Source organism: Humibacter sp. (assembly GCF_035547335.1).
Lineage (GTDB): Bacteria > Actinomycetota > Actinomycetes > Actinomycetales > Microbacteriaceae > Humibacter.
On the sequence record NZ_DASZVF010000045.1, the window covers coordinates 169,913 to 187,915 of the forward strand.

At 68.2% G+C, this 18,003-nt stretch carries 15 protein-coding genes; 12 read left to right on the forward strand and 3 right to left on the reverse strand.

Features of this window, described 5'->3' with window-relative positions; translation table 11 throughout:
* Nucleotides 1-24 precede the first annotated feature (24 nt).
* From VHB92_RS09790 to VHB92_RS09835, 10 genes are all read left to right on the forward strand, one after another.
* Nucleotides 25-1,521 (forward strand): sugar porter family MFS transporter, encoded by a 1,497-nt coding sequence (locus VHB92_RS09790; protein ID WP_414653091.1) that lies wholly within the window; start codon nt 25-27, stop codon nt 1,519-1,521.
* Nucleotides 1,522-1,859: 338 nt separating this feature from the next.
* Complete coding sequence (rpsB, locus tag VHB92_RS09795) at nt 1,860-2,849, forward strand: 30S ribosomal protein S2 (RefSeq protein ID WP_325453560.1); 990 nt, start codon at nt 1,860-1,862, stop codon at nt 2,847-2,849.
* Between the two features lie 52 nt (nt 2,850-2,901).
* On the forward strand, nt 2,902-3,729 hold the full coding sequence (gene tsf / locus VHB92_RS09800) for a translation elongation factor Ts (protein WP_325453561.1): 828 nt from the start codon (nt 2,902-2,904) through the stop codon (nt 3,727-3,729).
* 196 nt (nt 3,730-3,925) lie between these two features.
* The gene (gene pyrH, locus VHB92_RS09805; RefSeq protein ID WP_325453562.1) at nt 3,926-4,639 is read left to right on the forward strand and encodes a UMP kinase; all 714 of its coding nucleotides are present in this window, start codon (nt 3,926-3,928) and stop codon (nt 4,637-4,639) included.
* Nucleotides 4,640-4,811: 172 nt separating this feature from the next.
* Nucleotides 4,812-5,366 carry a ribosome recycling factor gene (gene frr, locus VHB92_RS09810; protein ID WP_325453563.1) on the forward strand — a complete coding sequence of 185 codons (555 nt, stop codon included), beginning with the start codon at nt 4,812-4,814 and terminating at the stop codon, nt 5,364-5,366.
* Nucleotides 5,367-5,371: 5 nt separating this feature from the next.
* Nucleotides 5,372-6,370: a phosphatidate cytidylyltransferase gene (locus VHB92_RS09815; protein WP_325453564.1), complete on the forward strand. Its 999-nt coding sequence runs from the start codon at nt 5,372-5,374 to the stop codon at nt 6,368-6,370.
* Nucleotides 6,371-6,455: 85 nt separating this feature from the next.
* On the forward strand, nt 6,456-6,998 hold the full coding sequence (locus VHB92_RS09820; protein ID WP_325453565.1) for a DivIVA domain-containing protein: 543 nt from the start codon (nt 6,456-6,458) through the stop codon (nt 6,996-6,998).
* 163 nt (nt 6,999-7,161) lie between these two features.
* Complete coding sequence (locus VHB92_RS09825) at nt 7,162-7,776, forward strand: lytic transglycosylase domain-containing protein (RefSeq protein ID WP_325453566.1); 615 nt, start codon at nt 7,162-7,164, stop codon at nt 7,774-7,776.
* Nucleotides 7,777-7,844: 68 nt separating this feature from the next.
* Complete coding sequence (locus VHB92_RS09830) at nt 7,845-9,581, forward strand: sodium:proton antiporter (protein WP_325453567.1); 1,737 nt, start codon at nt 7,845-7,847, stop codon at nt 9,579-9,581.
* A 59-nt stretch (nt 9,582-9,640) separates the two neighbouring features.
* Nucleotides 9,641-9,937, forward strand: coding sequence for a hypothetical protein (locus tag VHB92_RS09835; protein WP_325453568.1), 297 nt, complete (start codon nt 9,641-9,643; stop codon nt 9,935-9,937).
* A 9-nt stretch (nt 9,938-9,946) separates the two neighbouring features.
* Here the strand turns inward: VHB92_RS09835 and VHB92_RS09840 are convergent, their stop codons facing one another.
* Both VHB92_RS09840 and VHB92_RS09845 read right to left on the reverse strand, forming a co-directional pair.
* Entirely contained in the window at nt 9,947-10,987 is a 1,041-nt protein-coding gene (locus VHB92_RS09840; RefSeq protein WP_325453569.1) for an AI-2E family transporter, read from the reverse strand.
* Nucleotides 10,988-11,009: 22 nt separating this feature from the next.
* Nucleotides 11,010-12,458 carry a DivIVA domain-containing protein gene (locus VHB92_RS09845; protein WP_325453570.1) on the reverse strand — a complete coding sequence of 483 codons (1,449 nt, stop codon included), beginning with the start codon at nt 12,456-12,458 and terminating at the stop codon, nt 11,010-11,012.
* A 332-nt stretch (nt 12,459-12,790) separates the two neighbouring features.
* Between VHB92_RS09845 and VHB92_RS09850 the strand changes: the two genes are divergently transcribed.
* Together VHB92_RS09850 and VHB92_RS09855 are read left to right on the forward strand one after the other, a co-directional pair.
* Nucleotides 12,791-14,695: a hypothetical protein gene (locus VHB92_RS09850; protein WP_325453571.1), complete on the forward strand. Its 1,905-nt coding sequence runs from the start codon at nt 12,791-12,793 to the stop codon at nt 14,693-14,695.
* Nucleotides 14,692-15,642 carry a tetratricopeptide repeat protein gene (locus VHB92_RS09855; protein WP_325453572.1) on the forward strand — a complete coding sequence of 317 codons (951 nt, stop codon included), beginning with the start codon at nt 14,692-14,694 and terminating at the stop codon, nt 15,640-15,642. Before VHB92_RS09850 ends, VHB92_RS09855 begins: the two co-directional genes overlap by 4 nt.
* 88 nt (nt 15,643-15,730) lie before the next feature.
* Here VHB92_RS09855 and glgB read toward each other — a convergent pair whose 3' ends face one another.
* Nucleotides 15,731-17,995: a 1,4-alpha-glucan branching protein GlgB gene (gene glgB / locus VHB92_RS09860; RefSeq protein WP_325453573.1), complete on the reverse strand. Its 2,265-nt coding sequence runs from the start codon at nt 17,993-17,995 to the stop codon at nt 15,731-15,733.
* Nucleotides 17,996-18,003: the final 8 nt, after the last annotated feature.

Consider the following 18,003-nt stretch of genomic DNA (forward strand, 5'->3'; position numbering starts at 1 on the left):
GTTAGCGTGCTACCAGAGGGGGCGATGTCGATGTCTGAGAAACAGTCGAGCGCGCGCAACGGAGTGGATGGCCAGGGGTCGGGAGGCTCGCAATCCGCCATGGGCAACGCCCACCGTGGCAAGGTTCTGGGCGTCACCATAGCCGCGGCTCTGGGCGGTCTGCTCTTCGGATTCGACACGTCGGTCATCAACGGCGCAGTCGACTCGATCCAGCACACGTTCAACCTGGGCTCGGCGGCCATCGGGTTCACGGTGGCCATCACGCTCATCGGTTGTGCGGTCGGCGCCTGGTTCGCCGGACAGCTCGCCGACGCCTGGGGGCGCAAGTCGGTCATGGTGCTCGCCGCCGTGCTGTTCGTGGCCAGCTCCATCGCCTCCGGTCTCGCCTTCGCCGACTGGTTCCTCATGTCGTGGCGGTTCATCGGCGGCCTCGCCATCGGCATCGCCTCGGTGATCGCACCCGCCTATATCGGCGAGATCGCACCGGCGAAGCTGCGCGGCGGGCTCAGCTCGCTCCAGCAGCTCGCCATCACGCTCGGCATCTTCCTGGCGCTGCTGTCCGACGCGGCCCTCGCGGGCTCCAACGGCAACGCCCTCCGTGAGCTGTGGTTCGGACTGCCGGCATGGCGCTGGATGCTCCTGGTCGGCGTGGTCCCGGCCGTCGTGTACGGCATCCTCTCGCTGTCCATCCCCGAATCGCCTCAGTACCTGCTGCGCAAGGGCCGGCGAGACGACGCGCGCGAGGTCGTGCGAGACGTGACCGGCGCCATCGACATCGACCAGCGCATCGACGAGATCGAGGACAGCCTGGAGAGCGAGCGCAGGGCCCGCTACCGGGACCTTCGAGGCAAGGCGCTCGGCGTGCAGCCCATCCTCTGGGTCGGCATCGGCATGGCCGCGTTCCAGCAGCTGGTGGGCATCAACGCGATCTTCTACTACTCGACGACGCTCTGGAAGTCGGTGGGCTTCAGCGCCAGCGACTCGTTCATCACGTCCGTCATCACGTCGGTGATCAACGTCGTGCTCACGTTCGTCGCCATCCTGTTCGTCGACCGCGTCGGCCGCAAGGCGCTGCTCCTCTGGGGCTCGGCCGGCATGTTCGTCGGCCTGGTGCTCGCGGCGATCTCGTTCTCCCAGGCGCATACCTCGGGCGGCGAGGTCACGCTGCCGCAGCCGTGGGGTGTCATCGCGCTGATCGGTGCCAACCTGTTCGTCATCTTCTTCGCCGCGACCTGGGGCCCCGTCATGTGGGTGGTGCTGGGCGAGGTGTTCCCGAACAAGATCCGCGGACTGGGTCTCGGCATCGCCGCGGCGTTCAACTGGGTGTTCAATTTCCTCGTCACGCTGCTGTTCCCTGTGCTCAGCCAGGCCGTCGGGCTCGGATGGGTGTACGCGGGGTTCGCGCTCTTCGCGGCGTTGTCGTTCTGGTTCGTGTTCTCCGCCCTGCCCGAGGTCACCGGCCTCGAGCTCGAGGACAAGTCCAAGCTGGAGCGCCTGCACCGCGAACGCGCCCAGGCCTGAGCATCCCGGCGACTGGACACGGCCGCACTTCCGCTCGCCGCGACCTGATGCCGCGGCATGGCTGCCGACGCCGCATCCCTCCGTCACCGCGAAGGGATGCGGCGTCCTGTTATGATGGTCGCGCACCTCGTCCATCGGGGTGACTACGCGCGCCCATTCGCCGTTGGATGCCCGAAGCTTCGGGCGTCCGAACCGGCACAGGCATCCCACGGTCCTTGACTCCGGTCGGGGCGGATGCCTGTCGGGCGCTAGGCGCGAGGCCGTCCGGCTCTCGCGAAGCAACCGATCAGGCACCGACGCGTCTTCTCCTGCGCGGTGCCGGGAATAGGAGAACGGCCATGGCCGTCGTCACCATGCGCCAGCTGCTCGACAGCGGCGTGCACTTCGGACACCAGACGCGTCGCTGGAACCCGAAGATGAAGCGCTTCATCCTCACGGAGCGCTCCGGCAGCTACATCATCGACCTCCAGCAGTCGCTCGCCTACATCGACAAGGCGTACGACTTCGTCAAGGAGACCGTCGCACACGGCGGAACCGTGCTGTTCGTCGGCACCAAGAAGCAGGCGCAGAACGCCATCGCCGAGCAGGCGCAGCGTGTCGGCCAGCCCTACGTGAACCAGCGCTGGCTGGGCGGTCTGCTGACCAACTTCCAGACCGTGTCCAAGCGCCTCGCCCGCATGAAGGAGCTCGAGGAGCTCGACTTCGAGGGCACCACGAGCGGCTTCACCAAGAAGGAGCTGCTGATCAAGAAGCGCGAGCTGGACAAGCTCCACAAGTCGCTCGGCGGCATCCGCAACCTCAGCAAGACCCCGAGCGCCATCTGGGTGGTCGACACCAAGAAGGAGCACCTCGCCATCGACGAGGCCCGCAAGCTCGGCATCCCGGTGATCGCCATCCTCGACACGAACTGCGACCCCGACGAGGTGCAGTACCCCATCCCCGGCAACGACGACGCCATCCGCTCCGTCGGTCTGCTGACCCGCATCGTGGCCGACGCGGCTGCCGAGGGACTCATCCAGCGTCACCAGAAGCCCGAAGAGGGCGAAGAGCAGGCCGAGCCGCTGGCCGAGTGGGAGCGTGAGCTTCTCGAGACCGGCGACGGCGGTGTGCAGTCCAGCGCCGAGACCGCGCGTCGGGTGGACACCGACCTGGCAGAGGGCAAGGCGGAGGCCGCAGAGGTCGTCGACGAGGCTGCCGAGCAGGTCGAAGCCACCGAGTCCGCCGCGGACGCCGAGGGCGCAGCGGCCGAGCCGGAGGCGGTCGTCGAGGCGAACGAGGCCGCGGAAGCCGCAGCATCCGGCGACGCCGAGGCCGCTTCGGCCGAGTAGCACCCGGTCCTTTCGTTATCCACCCGATTCTTCTTCAGGAGTTCACACCACCATGGCAAACGTCAGCATTGCCGACATCAAGGCGCTGCGTGAGCAGCTCGGCACGGGCATGGTCGACACCAAGAAGGCGCTCGAGGAGGCCGATGGCGACATCGAGAAGGCCACCGAGATCCTGCGCCTGAAGGGTGCGAAGGGCAACGCCAAGCGCGCCGACCGCTCCACCAGCGAGGGTCTCGTCACGGCCCGCGAGCACGGCGGCCGGGCCTACATGCTCGAGCTGAACTGCGAGACGGACTTCGTCGCGAAGAACGACAAGTTCATCGCTCTCGCCGGCGGGGTCGAGGAGGCCGTCGTCGAGGCGGGCGCGACCACGCTCGAGGAGGCTCTGGCCGCACCTGCCGCCACCAAGACCGTCGCCGAGGTCATCAACGACGAGGCGGCGATCCTGGGCGAGAAGGTCGAGCTGCGCCGCTTCGTCAGCCTCGACGGCGAGCACTTCTCGATCTACCTGCACAGGACGTCGAAGGACCTCCCGCCGCAGGTCGGCGTCGTGCTGGCCTACTCGGGAGACGACGCCGAGACGGCTCGCAGCATCGCGCAGCACATCTCGTTCGCGAACCCCGAGTACCTCACGCGTCAGGATGTCCCGACCGAGGCCGTCGAGAACGAGCGGCGCATCGTCGAGGAGATCTCGCGCAACGAGGGCAAGCCCGAGGCTGCTCTGCCGAAGATCATCGAGGGGCGCCTGGGCGCGTACTTCAAGCAGGTCGCACTGCTCGACCAGGACTACGCGAAGGACAACAAGCTGACCGTCGGCAAGGTCGCCGCCGACGCCGGCATCACCGTCACCGGTTTCGCCCGGTTCAAGGTCGGCGCCTAGCACCAGAAGTCAAGGAGTCCGGATCGTCACCCGATCCGGACTCCTTTTCTGTGCCGGGATCCGCATCGCCGCTCGTCCCCGGCCGGCGACGCGGTCCGTTCGCCGGCTGGCCGTCGCCCCACGCACGCAGGCGATGGCAAGCGACGGCCGGGCACCATTACGTTAGATTCCGTATACCTTCGAAGGGACTCGCCACATGCCTACTGCCACGAGACGGAGAGTCCTCCTCAAGCTGTCGGGTGAAGCGTTCGGAGGGGGCGCCCTCGGGGTCAACCCCGACGTCGTGAGCTCGCTGGCGAGGGAGATCGCGCGAGCGGCCGAAGACGTCGAGGTCGCGGTGGTCGTCGGAGGAGGCAACTTCTTCCGCGGAGCCGAGCTCAGCCAGCGCGGCATGGATCGCGGCCGGGCCGACTACATGGGCATGCTCGGTACCGTGATGAACGCGCTCGCCCTGCAGGACTTCCTGGAGCAGGCCGGCGCGGCCACGCGGGTCCAGTCCGCCATCAGCATGACCCAGGTCGCGGAACCGTACATCCCGCGCCGCGCCGAGCGGCATCTGGAGAAGGGTCGCGTCGTCATCTTCGGCGCCGGCGCCGGCCTCCCGTACTTCTCCACCGACACCGTCGCCGTGCAGCGCGCACTCGAGATCGGCGCGCACACCGTGCTGATGGCGAAGAACGGCGTCGACGGCCTCTACAGCGACGATCCGCGCAAGAATCCGGATGCCGTCAAGCTCGAGCGCATCACGTATCAGGATGCGCTCGTGCGCGACCTGAAGGCGATCGACGCCACGGCGCTCAGCCTGTGCCGTGACAACGCGATGCCCATGCAGATCTTCGGCATCGAGCCGGAGGGCAGCGTGACGGCCGCCATCCTGGGCAAGGAGATCGGCACCATCGTCGGCGCCTGACCCATCGCGCCGCCCGGCGGTCAGTGCGTGGCCTGCACCTCGCGACGCCACGGAACACCGCGATGGCGACCGCACGCCCTCGACTCCACGTCCCTCATGGCCGCCGCCGTCACTCCCTGGCCTGCCCGGCGGCCCTAAGCTTGATCTGATCCAACGAACGAAGGAGCCACAGGTGATCGCTGACTCACTGGCCACGGCGACGGACCGCATGACGAAGGCCGTCGAGGTCGCCAAGGACGACTTCTCGACGGTGCGCACGGGCCGCGCCAACCCGCAGCTGTTCCAGCGCATCCTCGTCGACTACTACGGAACGCCGACACCGCTGGCCCAGCTGGCCTCGCTGCAGAACCCCGAGGCTCGCACGCTCGTGATCACGCCGTACGACAAGTCGGCGCTGAAAGACATCGAGAAGGCGATCGTGAACGCCCCGAACCTCGGTGCGACTCCGAACAACGACGGTCAGATCATCCGCGTGACCATGCCGGAGCTCAACGAGGAACGGCGCAGAGAGTACGTGAAGCTGGTGCGGGCGAAGGCCGAGGACGCCCGGGTGTCCATCCGCAACATCCGGCGCAAGGCGAAGGACGAGCTCGACGCACTCAAGTCCGAGGTCGGTGACGACGACGTCGCCCGTGCCGAGAAGGAGCTCGAGACGATCACCAAGAAGCACATCGACCAGGTCGACGAGGCGCTCACCCGCAAGGAAGCCGAACTTCTCGAGGTCTGACCGCCATGACCCAGCCGCCCGACGCCTCCACCGGTTCACCGGACGATGGCGCGCGTCACGGCGAGGTGTCGGCGCTCGGCCGCAAGATGCGGGATCGCCGTGCCGACCTCGAACGGCAGATGCAGGCCACGAAGGCGCAGCTGGATGCCACCAACGAGAAGATCCAGCAGCGCACGGGGCGCAACCTCATCTTCGCGGTCCTGATCGGCCTCGTCGGCGGCGCGCTGCTGCTGGTCAGCCTGATCGTCATCAAAGAGATCTTCATGGTCTTCGCCGCCGGGATCGCCGGCTTCGCCGGCTTCGAGTTCGCCACGGCGCTCCGCATCGCCGGGCTGCGCGTGCCCCGGGTCGCGCTGGCGGTCATCGGCGTCGCGCTCGTTCCCGCCGCCTACTACCTGCATGCGTCGGGGGAGTGGCTGGTGGCGATCGCCGGCATCCTCGTGCTGTGGATCTGGCGCATCGTCGAAGGCATCCCGCGGTCGCGGCGGGCGAGCGGCGCGGCTCTGGTGCGCGACCTCGTCGCATCCGCTCTCGCGCTCCTGTACGTGCCGTTCCTGGCCTGCTTCTCGGTGCTCCTCGTGGCGCAGCCCGATGGCCAGTGGTGGACGCTCGCCGCGCTGATCCTGGTCGTCGTCGTGGACACCGGGGCGTACGCCGCGGGTCTTTCGTTCGGGAAGCACCCCATGGCGCCCACCATCAGCCCGAAGAAGACGTGGGAGGGCTTCGCCGGTGCCGCCGTCACGGCGCTCGTGGCCGGTGTGCTGCTCGCCGTGTTCATGCTGCAGGCGCCATGGTGGTTCGGCTTGATCTTCGGTGCGCTGCTGCTCGTGACGGCCACGGTCGGCGATCTCACCGAGTCGTTGATCAAGCGCGACATCGGCATCAAGGACATGAGCTCGTGGCTGCCCGGTCACGGCGGATTCCTCGACCGGCTGGACTCGATCCTGCCGTCCGTCGCCATCGCTTACGTGCTGTACGTCGTGTTCGAGCCGCTGTTCCGATAGCGCTACCGGCAGGAGGAGCACGGCCGATTCGCCCGAGGTCGCCATGCCGAGCCGCGCACACCATCCGTTTTGAGAGAATGAGCCCGTGGCCACGTTCCCGACCGTCAAACGCAGCAAGCGCGGATACGATCCCGAGGAGGTCGACCGCTTTCTGCGGCTGGCCCGTCGCGCCTACGAGGGCGACCCCGACGTGCCGATGACGGCAGAGGACATCCGGCGCACCGGCTTCACGCTGCAGCGAGGCGGCTACCAGCCCGACGCGGTCGACGGCGCGCTGGAGAGGCTCGAGGATGCCTTCGCGTCACGCGAGCGCAGCGAGGCGCGTCAGTCGATGGGCGACCGCAAGTGGCTCGACGAAGCGCGGGGAACGGCGCAGGTCATCCTCAATCGCCTCGGTCGTCCTGAGGGCGAGCGCTTCGACCGCGCGAGCATCTTCACCATCGGATACAACAAGCGCGAAGTCGATCGGTTCGCCAAGCGTCTCATCAGGTACTTCAGAGACGGCATCCCGATGTCGGTCGACGAGGTTCGCACCGTCGTCTTCCGGCAGCAGAGGCACGGCTACCGTGAGGCGCAGGTCGACCTCCTGCTCGATGCCGTCGTCGACGTGATGCTCGCCGTCCGATGACACAGGCAGCCTGGCTTTTCCCTGAATCGACGTCATCGACTTTGGCCGCACGGCCGATCTTCGTTATCGTTGTGTGATCGTGGGTAGGCGAGTACGACATCTAGCAGAGCCTCCGACACCGACCCGAAGCGCGGTGCAGGCGGTTGTTCCCCGACCCCGCAGGATGCGTCGTGGCACGCGCCCCGTCGTCGTCGGCGTCGCCTTCCTCGCCTCGATCGGGTTCTTCCTGGTCAACATCGTCGATCCCTACTCGGGGGCGACGGCCTCACCGGACTTCGCCTCGCACTCCCGGTTCCTCGACCAGCCGGTGCAGAAGCTCGACGTGTCCGCGAAGACCGACGAGCAGACGGTCAGCGTCGACACCTTCGGCTCGAAGGAGGCGCCCAAGCCCGTCGTCGTGCCTGCTGCCAAGTCATCCTCGTCGTCGTCCTCAGGCAGCACTCACTCGGGAGCGCCCGCGGCCGGGACACCGGATCCCGGAAGTGCTCAGGCCTACGCGCAAGGCGTGCTGGCGTCTCAGGGCATGGGCGACGACCAGTTCAACTGCCTCGTCGCGCTCTGGAACCGCGAGTCGCACTGGAACGTGTACGCGTACAACTCCAGCAGCGGGGCCTACGGCATCCCTCAGGCGCTCCCCGGCAGCAAGATGGCGTCCGCCGGTGCGGACTGGGCCACGAGCTTCGCGACCCAGGTGAACTGGGGACTGGGCTACGTCGAAGGGCGATACGGCACGCCGTGCGGCGCGTGGGACCACTCGGAGTCGACCGGCTGGTACTAGGGCAGGGTTGCGCGTCGGCACGTGCCGGGTGGGCGGACACCGCACCGGCTGCTCAATAAGCTGACGGGATGGAGTACGCGCTTCTCGTCATCGCCGGCATCCTCGTGCTCATCGCCGCCGCCGCGTTCTCGAAGAAGCTCGGCATCGCGACGCCGATCCTCCTGCTCATCATCGGCATCGCGTACTCGTTCGTTCCGCACGCGCCCCATCTGACGCTCGACCCCGAGGTGGTGCTCGACCTCCTCCTTCCGCTGCTGTTGTACGCGGCGGCCGTGCAGGTGCCCATCGTCGACTTCCGGCGCAACCTCGGCGGCATCACGACGCTCTCGGTCGTGCTCGTCATCGTCTCGGCGATCGTGATCGGGTTCATCCTCTTCGCCCTGCTGCCGCAGCTGAACCTGGCGGCGGCCATCGCGTTGGGCGCCGTCGTGAGCCCGACGGACGCCGTTGCCGCGACGGCCGTCGCCAAACGACTCGGGCTGCCGGCCAGGGACGTCACGCTTCTCGAGGGCGAGAGCCTGGTCAACGACGCGACGGCGCTGGTGCTCCTGAAGTCCGCGATCGCCGCGACTGCGGCATCCGTCAGCCTGTGGAGCGTTGTCGGCGACTTCGCGAGGTCCGTCATCGTGGCGATCGTCGTCGGCCTGATCGTCGGCCTCATCACCGTGTGGGTGCGCTCCAAGTTCTCCCAGCCCGTGCTCGACACGGTTCTCTCGTTCGTCGTTCCGCTGCTCGCGTTCATCCCCGCCGAGGCGCTGCAGGCATCGGGGGCGCTGTCCGTGGTGATGGCCGGCCTCTATTCCGGACATCAGGCGGCCAGGAAGTTCAGTGTGCAGTCCCGCATGAGCGAGCAGCTGAACTGGCGCGTGATCGCCTTCGTCATCGAGAACGGCGTGTTCCTGATCATGGGTGGTCAGCTGACCGGGCTCGTGGCGAAGGCGGTTCAGCATCCCGAGATGGGCCTGCCGGAGACCATCGCGCTGGGCCTGCTGGTCGTCGTCGTGCTGCTCGTGGTGCGCGCCTTCGTGGTCGCGCCCGTGCTGTGGCGCATCCGCAGCGCCGCGAGCAGGGCGGATGACGGCAGGGAGCGGCTCTCCACCATTCGGGAGAGCATCAAGTCGTGGCGAAGCAGGTCGGACGACAACAGGTCACGCGAGCGCGTGGAACGTGCCGAACACCGCATAGCGCAACGCGACGCCGACATGGTCGATCTGCAGAAGAACCCGGTGGGGTGGCGGGACGGCGTCGTGCTGAGCTGGGCGGGGATGCGAGGCGTGGTCACGCTCGCGGCGGCCCAGTCGCTGCCGGAGGACACCCCGTATCGTCCCCAGCTCGTTCTCATCGCGTTCGTCGTCGCGATCGTCTCGCTCCTCGCCCAGGGCGGAACGCTGCCGTGGATCATTCGGCTCACCGGGGTTCGCGGAACGGATGCGGCCGCCGACGCCCGCGAACTGGCGTCGCTCCTCGACGAGATCGCGGACGCCGCCGACCGCGCCCTCGAGGAGCCGCAGATCGACCTTCCTGATGGGCAGGAGCTGGACGAGACGGCGTTGCAGCGCCTTCGAGACGACATCGGCGTGCTGGCCGAGTCGGCGTGGGAGCGAGCGGCCATCCATGACGGCGCCACGCCGGCGGGGCCACATGCCCAGTACGGCATGCTGTTGCGCATCGCGATGGACGCGGAGCGCGAGGCGCTGCTGCAGGCGCGATCCAAGGGTGCGTATCCGTCGCGGGTGCTCGGCAGGGCGGAGGCACTGCTCGACCGGGAGGAAGCGCGCCTCGAACGGCGCGTGGACGACGAGTGATGCCGGTCGGCGACCGTCGTCGCGGGTCGCCGCACGGCGGCCGATCGTAGAATGGCGGGATGCCGCGCAACAACCGTCCCCGCAGGCGCGGCTCCGTCGGGCACTCGGAGCCAGACGACCTGAGTCGGCTGATGACGGGCTGGCGCCGCACCGAGACGCGACGAGGTCGCGAATGGAATGTGCAGCCCGTGAGTTCCGCGGCCGCGGTGAAGGAGTACACCTGCCCCGGCTGCGGTGGGCTCATCACGCCGGGCGTCGCGCACGTGGTGGTGTGGCGAGCGGACGGCGTGCTGGGAGACGCGGCCGACCTCGACGCCAGGCGGCATTGGCACTCCGGATGCTGGCGGATCGCCTGACCGCGGAGGCTACAGCTCGTTCTGCCGCGGAATGACGACCTGCTTGATGATGAGCAGCATCGATGCCGCGACCGGGATGGCGATCAGCGCCCCGAGGATACCGAGCAGTGAGCCTCCCGCCAGGGCTGCGATCACGACGACGGCCCCCGGTACCGACACCGCGCGGTTCATGATGCGTGGGCTGAGCACATATGCCTCGACCTGCATGTAGATGACGTAGTAGATGGCCGCGACGAGGGCGGTGAGCGGTGAGGCGAGCAGCAGCGACAGCAGCACGATGAGGATCGAGCCGGAGATGGTGCCGATGAGCGGGATCAGCGAGAAGAGGAACGCGATGACGGCGAGCAGGACGGGGAACGGCGCGCCGATGATGGTCAGGAAGATGGCGCTCAGCACGCCGTTGACCAGCGCGAGCCCGACCTGTCCCATGACGTACTTGCCAACGGAGTCGGTGATCTGCTCGGAGATGTCGGCGAATCGGCCGCGCTTGCTGGCAGGCACGAGCTCGTATGCGGCGCGCTTGATGTTGGGAAGCGATGCCGTGAAGTAGATCGTCAGGATGACGACGATGAGCGCGCCGAAGACGCCGGAGACGATGCCGAGGCCCACGGATAACAGCCCGGCGCCGATGCTGCCTGCCGACTTCTGAATGGAGCCCCAGATCTGCTGCAACGACTTGTCGAAGTCGATGGCGGGGAACTGCCTCTGCAGCCAGTCGTACCATTCCTGGTACGTGCCCTTCTCGACGAACGACGTGATCTGCTTCACGAGGCTCGTGCTCTGACTCACGATGATCGGGATGATCGCCCAGAGCAGGAGGCCGAGCAGCACGAGCAGCACGATGAGCACGATGAGGATCGCCGCCCAGCGCGGCACTCTGCGGCGCTCGAGGAAAGCCACGATCGGCTCGATGCCGAGGGCGAGGAAGAGTGCTGCCCCGATGTACGTGAGGATCGTGGAGAGGGAGACGATCGACGTGAGGATCAGAACGCCGAGTCCGACACCGAGGGTTCCGATCAGTCCGACTCGGAATGCGTTCTGGATCTTCACCTGTCACCCTTCACGCGCACCGTCACTCGCTGTCGGCTGTCACCTGTTCCGCCTGGGTGAGAACGCTGCGAAGGCTCTCGAAGTAGCCGGCGACGGCCTCACGCTCGATCCTAATCTGCGACAGGCGCTCTTCCGCGTCGGCGACGAGCGTGCGTGTCCGCTCCTCGGCCTCCGCGATGATCGCTGCTGCGCGGTCTTCCGCCGAGCGCACGATCTCGCGAGCGGAGTTCTCCGCGTCTTTGCGCGCGGCCTTCACCTCCGTCCGCATCTCCTTCTCGATCGCCTCGCCGTCCGAGCGCACCTCGTTGGTGCGGCGGGTGACCTCCGCCAGCTCGGCATTGGCGTCATCGAGGTACTTCTGCGTCTGCGCGACGGCCTCCTGGTGCCTGGCCAGGTGCTCCTGTTCCGCCTCGTCGCGACGGGCCTTCAGCTCGACCTCGAGCTCCATGCGGGCGCGCTCTGCCTCGTGTGCGAGCCGTTCCGACTCGGCGGCGACGTCGGAGCGGATGCCTGTGAGCTCCTCCTCGAGCTCCTTGCGGGCCTTGTCGGCAGAACGCTGAAACGCCTTGCGCTCCTGCTCGGCCTCCGCCTCCGCCTCGGCCTTGCGCTGGTCGAGTTCCCTGGCGAGAGCCGCGCGTCCCTGTTCGATCTCGTTGGCCAGATCGATGCGCGCCTGCTGGGTGTCGGCAGCGAGGTCGCGCCTCGCCTGGGCGATCTCGTCGTCCAGCGCCGCCCGGCGATCGGCGAGCTCGGCCTCGACCTCTGCGCGCCTGGCTTCGACCTCGCGCGCGAGCGCAGCGCGGGTCTCCTCGACCTCACGACTGAGACCGTCGGCATCCGCCCGCGCCTCTGCGGCCTCGCGGGCGGCCGCAGCCTTCACCTCGGCCGCCTCGTGCTCGGCCTGCGCGTGCACCGCCGCCGCCTCGCGCTTGGCCGTCGCACGCAGCTCGGCCACCTCGGTGGCGACCGACGTGCGCACGGCCGCAGCCTCGCGCTGCGCCTCCTGGCGCATGGTCTCGGCAGCGGCCCTCGACTCGCTCACCAGCTCGTTCGCCTCGATGCCGGCGTCCTGAAGCGTGGTGTCGGCCTGCGCGTGCGCCTCGGCGAGGATGCGCTGTGCCTGCTCCTCTGCGGTGCGGCGGGTGCGCTCCACCTCCGCGGCGACGGTCGCGCGCAGCTTCTCGGCATCGATGTCGGCCTGGGCGATCATCCTGGTCGACTGCTCTTCGGCGACCCGCAGCGTGTTCTCGAGCTTGGTTCCGAGGCCGGAGAACGTGGGACTGCCGACCTCTTCGATCTCGGCGTTGAGCTCGTCGATCCTGGCCGCCAGGCGCTTGATCTCCTTGGCCGACTCGGCGTTCTGCGTGTTGGCCTGGATCAGCTCGCGCCGCAGGTCCTGGATCGCCTTGTCGACTTCGTCCTTGTCATAACCGCGGAAGACTTGAGTGAACTCTGTCTCTTCGGGGGCCACAGGCTTCTTCTCTCCGGGAGTGGTATCGGGGGTGACTGTTCGCGACCGGGCTGCCGAAGTGGGGGGAGTGGGCAGGCTGCGCGTGGCCGCGCGGCGTCGCGCGGGCGTTTCGAGTGTAGCGGCGCAGGGCATCCGATGGCACGCCCCCGATACCGCCGCCGACCCGCCGTTCAGCGCGCTGGGAGCCGGTTCTCAGGCCGGTTTCGGTATCGTTGGGTGCCTGCCGGACGCCGTGCACGGCGACCGGCACCCGAAAACGTCATTCTTGGCGCGCCCTGCGCCGGCGTCGCGCGAAGGCACGAGCCTGCTGGCGCGACAACGAAGGAGAGCTCGTGCGATTCCTGATCGCCATCCTGGCCTTCATCGCCGCGGCCGTGCTGATCGGCGTGGGGATAGCCCAGCGCACCATCTGGATCCCGTCATCGAACATCGTCACGGGGCTCGTGGTCAAGGGCGGCCAGCCGTTCACGGTCATCGACGGCTCCGTGCTGCGCGCGCGGCCCGGACAGCAGACGCTGACTGTCTCCGGGAGCAGCAAGCCGTTCGTGGCCTACGGTCGCACGTCGGATGTGCTGGCCTGGCTCGGAACCGAGAAGTACGCGAAGATCTCCTACAACGCGGCCTCGAACACGCTCTCCTCCCGAGTGGTGACGCCGAAGCCGCGCTCGAGCTCGACGCCTGAGCCGTCGGATACGGCCACGGCGACACCCACGCCGGCCGCAACGCCCAGCGCCAATCCGACGGCCGGTGCGACGAGCGGCTCCGGCTCCGGCAAGTCCGGTGCCCACAAGGGTCCGGACCCGGCAGGCTCCGACCTGTGGCTCGAGGAGTTCAGCGGAGACGCCGCCTCGATCACCAAGATGAACGTGCCGAGCACCGTCAGCGTCATCATCGCGAGCGACGGCACCAAGCCGGCGCCGGACAGGGTGACCATCAACTGGCCGCTCGACAGCCGGACGCCGTGGGCCGGCCCCCTCATCGTCGGCGGCATCGTCGTCGCGGCATTCGGCGTGTTCATGTACTTTCTCGCGATCCGTCATCTTCGCCGTTCGCGCGGTCCGCGTAGGGGAGGCGGGAAGCCGCCCAAGCTGCCCCGTGGTTCCCGACGCTCGAAGGCGGCGATCGATCCGGCCGTGCCCGAGGTCGAGGCACCGGCGAAGGGCAGGCGCTCGATCGGACGCGCATCCGTCGCCGTGCCCGTCGTGCTGGTGGGCACGCTCGTGCTCGCGGGATGCTCATCCGACTACTGGCCTCAGTTCGGCGCGGCTTCGACGGCGACGCCGACGTCGACCCCGTTGGCCACCGACCTTCCCGGACAGGGCAAGGAGACGCCGCCGCCCGCCGTGACCGGGCCTCAGCTCGACAACATCATCGGCTCCATCTCGAAGACCACGACCAAGGCCGACGCATCGCTGGATGGGACGCTGGCCAAGACGAGGTTCAGCGGTCCAGCACTCCAGGCGAGGCTGGGAGACTACGCGCTGCGCGCGAAGAAGTCGGACGCGCCCGCCGAGCAGGCGATTCCGAGCGGTCCGGTGTCGCTCGCGCTGCCGGAGGCCACGAACGACTGGCCGCGCGTGGTCAGCGCCGTCGTTCACGACCCGAAGGACTCGAAGGCGGCGCCGCTCGACCTGGTGCTGATCCAGGATTCTCCGCGCGACAACTACACGGTGGAGTACGCGATCTCCCTGGAGGCGAACGCCGACGTTCCAGGTCTGCCGCCGGCCAACATCGGCACCTCGATCGTGCCGCCCGACTCGAAGCTGCTGTCGGTCGCTCCGAACAAGCTCGCCACCTACTACGGCGACGTGCTGCAGAACGGCGACAAGAGCAAGTACAGCGACCTCTTCGACACGAAGTCCGACAAGCTCGCTCCACAGGTCGGCGCGGCGTACAAGGCGTCGCAGATCGCGAACCTTCCGAAGACGGCCTCCCTGACGTTCACGAACCATGACGGCCCTGACGGGCCGATCGCCATGGCGACGAACGACTCCGGAGCCATCGTCGCCACGAGCCTCGACGAGGTGTCCACGCTCAAGCCCGTCGAGGCGGGAGCGACGGTGTCGACCAGCAACCCCAATGTGCAGGCGCTCACCTCGGTCACGGACAGCACGAAGGGCCTCGAGACCACCTACGGTTACCAACTACTGTTTTACGTGCCGCCGGCTGAGTCGAAGAAGAAGATCGTGATGCTCGGATTCACGCAGGCGTTGCTCGGTGCGAAGGAACTCGGATGACCAACACTCCTGACGCCGCGTCGTTGCGCGGCGCCGTCGACCTCTCGGCCCTGGCGAATCGCTCAGCGGCACAACCCGCGCAGACGGATGCCGCCGCGCAGCAGACCCTTCCCGGCCTGATCTACGACGGCACAGACCAGAACTTCACGCAGTTCATCGAGCTGTCGAACACGGTGCCCGTCATCGTCGACCTCTGGGCCGAGTGGTGCGGACCGTGCAAGCAGCTCTCGCCGGCGCTGGAACGCGTCGTGAACGACTACGCCGGGCGATTCGTGCTGGTCAAGGTCGACGTCGACGCGAACCCGCAGCTGGCGCAGGCGTTCCAGGCCCAGTCGATCCCGACGGTCGTCGCGATCATCGGCGGCCGGCCCGCGCCGCTGTTCGTCGGGGCGATCCCCGAGCAGCAGGTGCGCGAGGTCTTCGAGCAGGTGCTGCAGATCGCCGAGCAGAACGGCGTCACCGGCAGCGTGAGCGTCGAGGGCGGCGATCGAGCGGATGCGGGGCAGGAGGCATCCGAGCCGGAACCCGAGCCTCTTCCTCCGCATCACCAGGAGGCGTACGACGCCATCGAGCGCGGCGACTACGCCCAGGCCATCGCGGAGTACCGGCTGGCGATCGCGCAGAACCCCGCCGACAGCCTGGCCGTCGCGGGACTTGCTCAGGTCAGCCTGCTGGAGCGCCTGTCGACGGCCGACGCGGCTAAGGTGCGCGAGGCGGCAGCCGAGCACCCGCTCGATGTCGACGCCGCGCTCGCGGTGGCCGACCTCGATCTGTCCGGCGGACACGTCGACGACGCGTTCTCGAGGCTTCTCGACCTGTTCGCGACGGCAGATCCGGCAGCGCGCGACGTCATGCGCACGCGTCTCGTCGACTACTTCGAGATCGTGGGCGTGGCCGACCCGCGCGTCATCAGGGCACGCGGCCGCCTGGCGAGCCTGCTCTACTAGCGCCCTTCCAGAGCGTTCGCCACCAAGAACGCTCGCTGCGACCTCTCATTGAGACCGCTCGCCGCACCGTTCACCCCCGGGAGCCGGGCTACCGCGCCGGCCCCGATCGATCCGGGCGCAGCCAGAGCGCCCCGAGCGGCGGGAGATCGAGCACGGCCGACGCCGGCATGCCGCCCCACGGGGCGTCCGTCGCCTGCACGCTGCCCAGGTTGCCGACGCCGGACCCGCCGTACTCGAGTGCGTCGGTGTTGAGCAGCTCCTCCCAGTCACCGGCGAACGGCATGGGCAGCCGGTAGCCGAGGTGCGGAACTCCGGAGAAGTTGACGACGCACACGACCGGGTCGCCGTCGGCCTGCCGTGCGAAAGCCACGACGTTGCCCTGCGCGTCTCCGCCCTCGATCCAGCGGAATCCGCGCGGATCCTGGTCGTAACGCCACAGGGCCGGCTCGGCGCGGTACACGGCGTTGAGTTTCGCAACCAGATCCCACAGCCCGCGGTGGGCCGGCTGGTCGAGGATCCACCAGTCCAGTCCGCGGGCCTCGCTCCACTCGGACGGCTGCCCGAACTCCTGCCCCATGAACAGCAGCTGCTTGCCGGGGTGGGCCCACATGAATGCCAGGTAGGCCCGCACGTTGGCGAGCTGCTGCCAGTGGTCGCCTGGCATCTTCGCCAGCAGCGATCCCTTGCCGTGCACGACCTCGTCGTGGCTGATCGGCAGCAGGAAATGCTCGCTGAACGCATAGACGAACGAGAAGGTGATCTCGCCGTGGTGGTACGAGCGATACATGGGGTCCTCGTGCATGTACTGCAGCGAGTCGTGCATCCACCCCATGTTCCACTTCAGCCCGAATCCCAGACCGCCCGCGCTCGTCGGCGCCGTCACGCCCGGGTACGCCGTCGACTCCTCGGCGATCATGACGATGCCTGGGTTGCGCTTGTACGCCGTCGCCGTCGCCTCCTGCAGGAACGCGATCGCCTCGAGGTTCTCCCGGCCGCCGTGGATGTTCGGCAGCCATTCGCCCTCGTTGCGTGAGTAGTCGAGGTAGAGCATCGAGGCGACGGCGTCGACGCGCAGGCCGTCGACGTGGAACTCCTCCAGCCAGTACAGCGCGTTGGCGACCAGGAAGTTGCGCACCTCCGGCCTGCCGAAGTCGAACACGTAGGTGCCCCAGTCCTTCTGCTCGCCTCGGCGCGGATCGGGATGCTCGTAGAGCGCCTCGCCGTCGAAGCGGGCGAGCGCCCAGGCGTCCTTCGGGAAGTGGCCGGGCACCCAGTCCATGAAGACGCCGATGCCCGCGCCGTGCAGACGGTCGATGAGGTAGCGAAGGTCGTCGGGATGCCCGAACCGGCTGGTCGGCGCGTAGTACCCGGTCACCTGGTAGCCCCAGGAACCGCCGAACGGATGCTCGGCCAACGGCAGGAACTCGACGTGGGTGTACCCGAGCGGAATCAGGTAGTCGATCAGGGCGTCCGCCGCCTCGCGGTAGCCCAGGCCGGGCCGCCACGAACCGAGATGCAGCTCGTACACGCTCATCGGCCCGGTGTGCGGATTGCTGGACGCGCGTGCGCGCATCCAGTCGTCGTCGCCCCACTCGTAGCTGCTCTCGCCGACCACCGATCCGGTGGCGGGCGGAAGCTCCGTGAAGCGTGCTATCGGATCCGCCTTCATGCTCCACTGGCCCTGCTTGTCGCGCAGCTCGAACTTGTACACGGCGCCGGGGGACACGCCGGGGAGGAACAGCTCCCACACGCCGCTGGCGCCCATCGAGCGCATCGCAGAGCCGGAGCCGTTCCAGTCGTTGAAGTCGCCGACCACCCGCACGGCAGTGGCGTTCGGAGCCCACACCGTGAACGCCGTGCCCGCGACACCCTCGTGCACGCGCACGTGGGCGCCCAGCGCATCCCACAGGCGCTCGTGCCGCCCCTCCCTGAGCAGATGCAGGTCGAGCTCGCCGATGGCGGGCGTGAACCGGTACGGGTCCTCTGCGACCCAGACGGATCCGTCGTCGTACAGCGCCTCGACGAGATACGGCTGCGGTCCGAGCACGCTGATTCCCTGCCAGACCCCGTGCGCGACGTGCGCGAGGGACACCCTGGCACCCGTCGCGAGCACGGCCGTGACGGCCTTGGCCAGGGGACGCACCACCCGGATCACCGTGACGCGGTCCGCGACGCCGGGGGAGGCGACAAGATGCTGGCCGAGCACGGCGTGCGGTTCGTGATGACCGCCCTCGGCAACGGCCAGCAGCAGCTCGTCGTCCAGTCGTGGTGCCTCGATGGCGGCGGATCCGTCGGCGTGGCGCACGGCACCGTCCTCCGCGTGCGTCGTGGATGGGCGCTCTTTCTGTGGCATCGGGGTCA

What these genes read in the sequence shown, in the direction of transcription:
- VHB92_RS09790 (WP_414653091.1), top strand. Translation starts at nt 25, where the DNA reads ATGTCGATGTCTGAGAAACAGTCGAGCGCGCGCAACGGAGTGGATGGC.
- rpsB (WP_325453560.1), top strand. Translation starts at nt 1,860, where the DNA reads ATGGCCGTCGTCACCATGCGCCAGCTGCTCGACAGCGGCGTGCACTTC.
- tsf (WP_325453561.1), top strand. Translation starts at nt 2,902, where the DNA reads ATGGCAAACGTCAGCATTGCCGACATCAAGGCGCTGCGTGAGCAGCTC.
- pyrH (WP_325453562.1), top strand. Translation starts at nt 3,926, where the DNA reads ATGCCTACTGCCACGAGACGGAGAGTCCTCCTCAAGCTGTCGGGTGAA.
- VHB92_RS09815 (WP_325453564.1), top strand. Translation starts at nt 5,372, where the DNA reads ATGACCCAGCCGCCCGACGCCTCCACCGGTTCACCGGACGATGGCGCG.
- VHB92_RS09825 (WP_325453566.1), top strand. Translation starts at nt 7,162, where the DNA reads ATGCGTCGTGGCACGCGCCCCGTCGTCGTCGGCGTCGCCTTCCTCGCC.
- VHB92_RS09830 (WP_325453567.1), top strand. Translation starts at nt 7,845, where the DNA reads ATGGAGTACGCGCTTCTCGTCATCGCCGGCATCCTCGTGCTCATCGCC.
- VHB92_RS09835 (WP_325453568.1), top strand. Translation starts at nt 9,641, where the DNA reads ATGCCGCGCAACAACCGTCCCCGCAGGCGCGGCTCCGTCGGGCACTCG.
- VHB92_RS09855 (WP_325453572.1), top strand. Translation starts at nt 14,692, where the DNA reads ATGACCAACACTCCTGACGCCGCGTCGTTGCGCGGCGCCGTCGACCTC.
- glgB (WP_325453573.1), bottom strand. Translation starts at nt 17,995, where the DNA reads ATGCCACAGAAAGAGCGCCCATCCACGACGCACGCGGAGGACGGTGCC.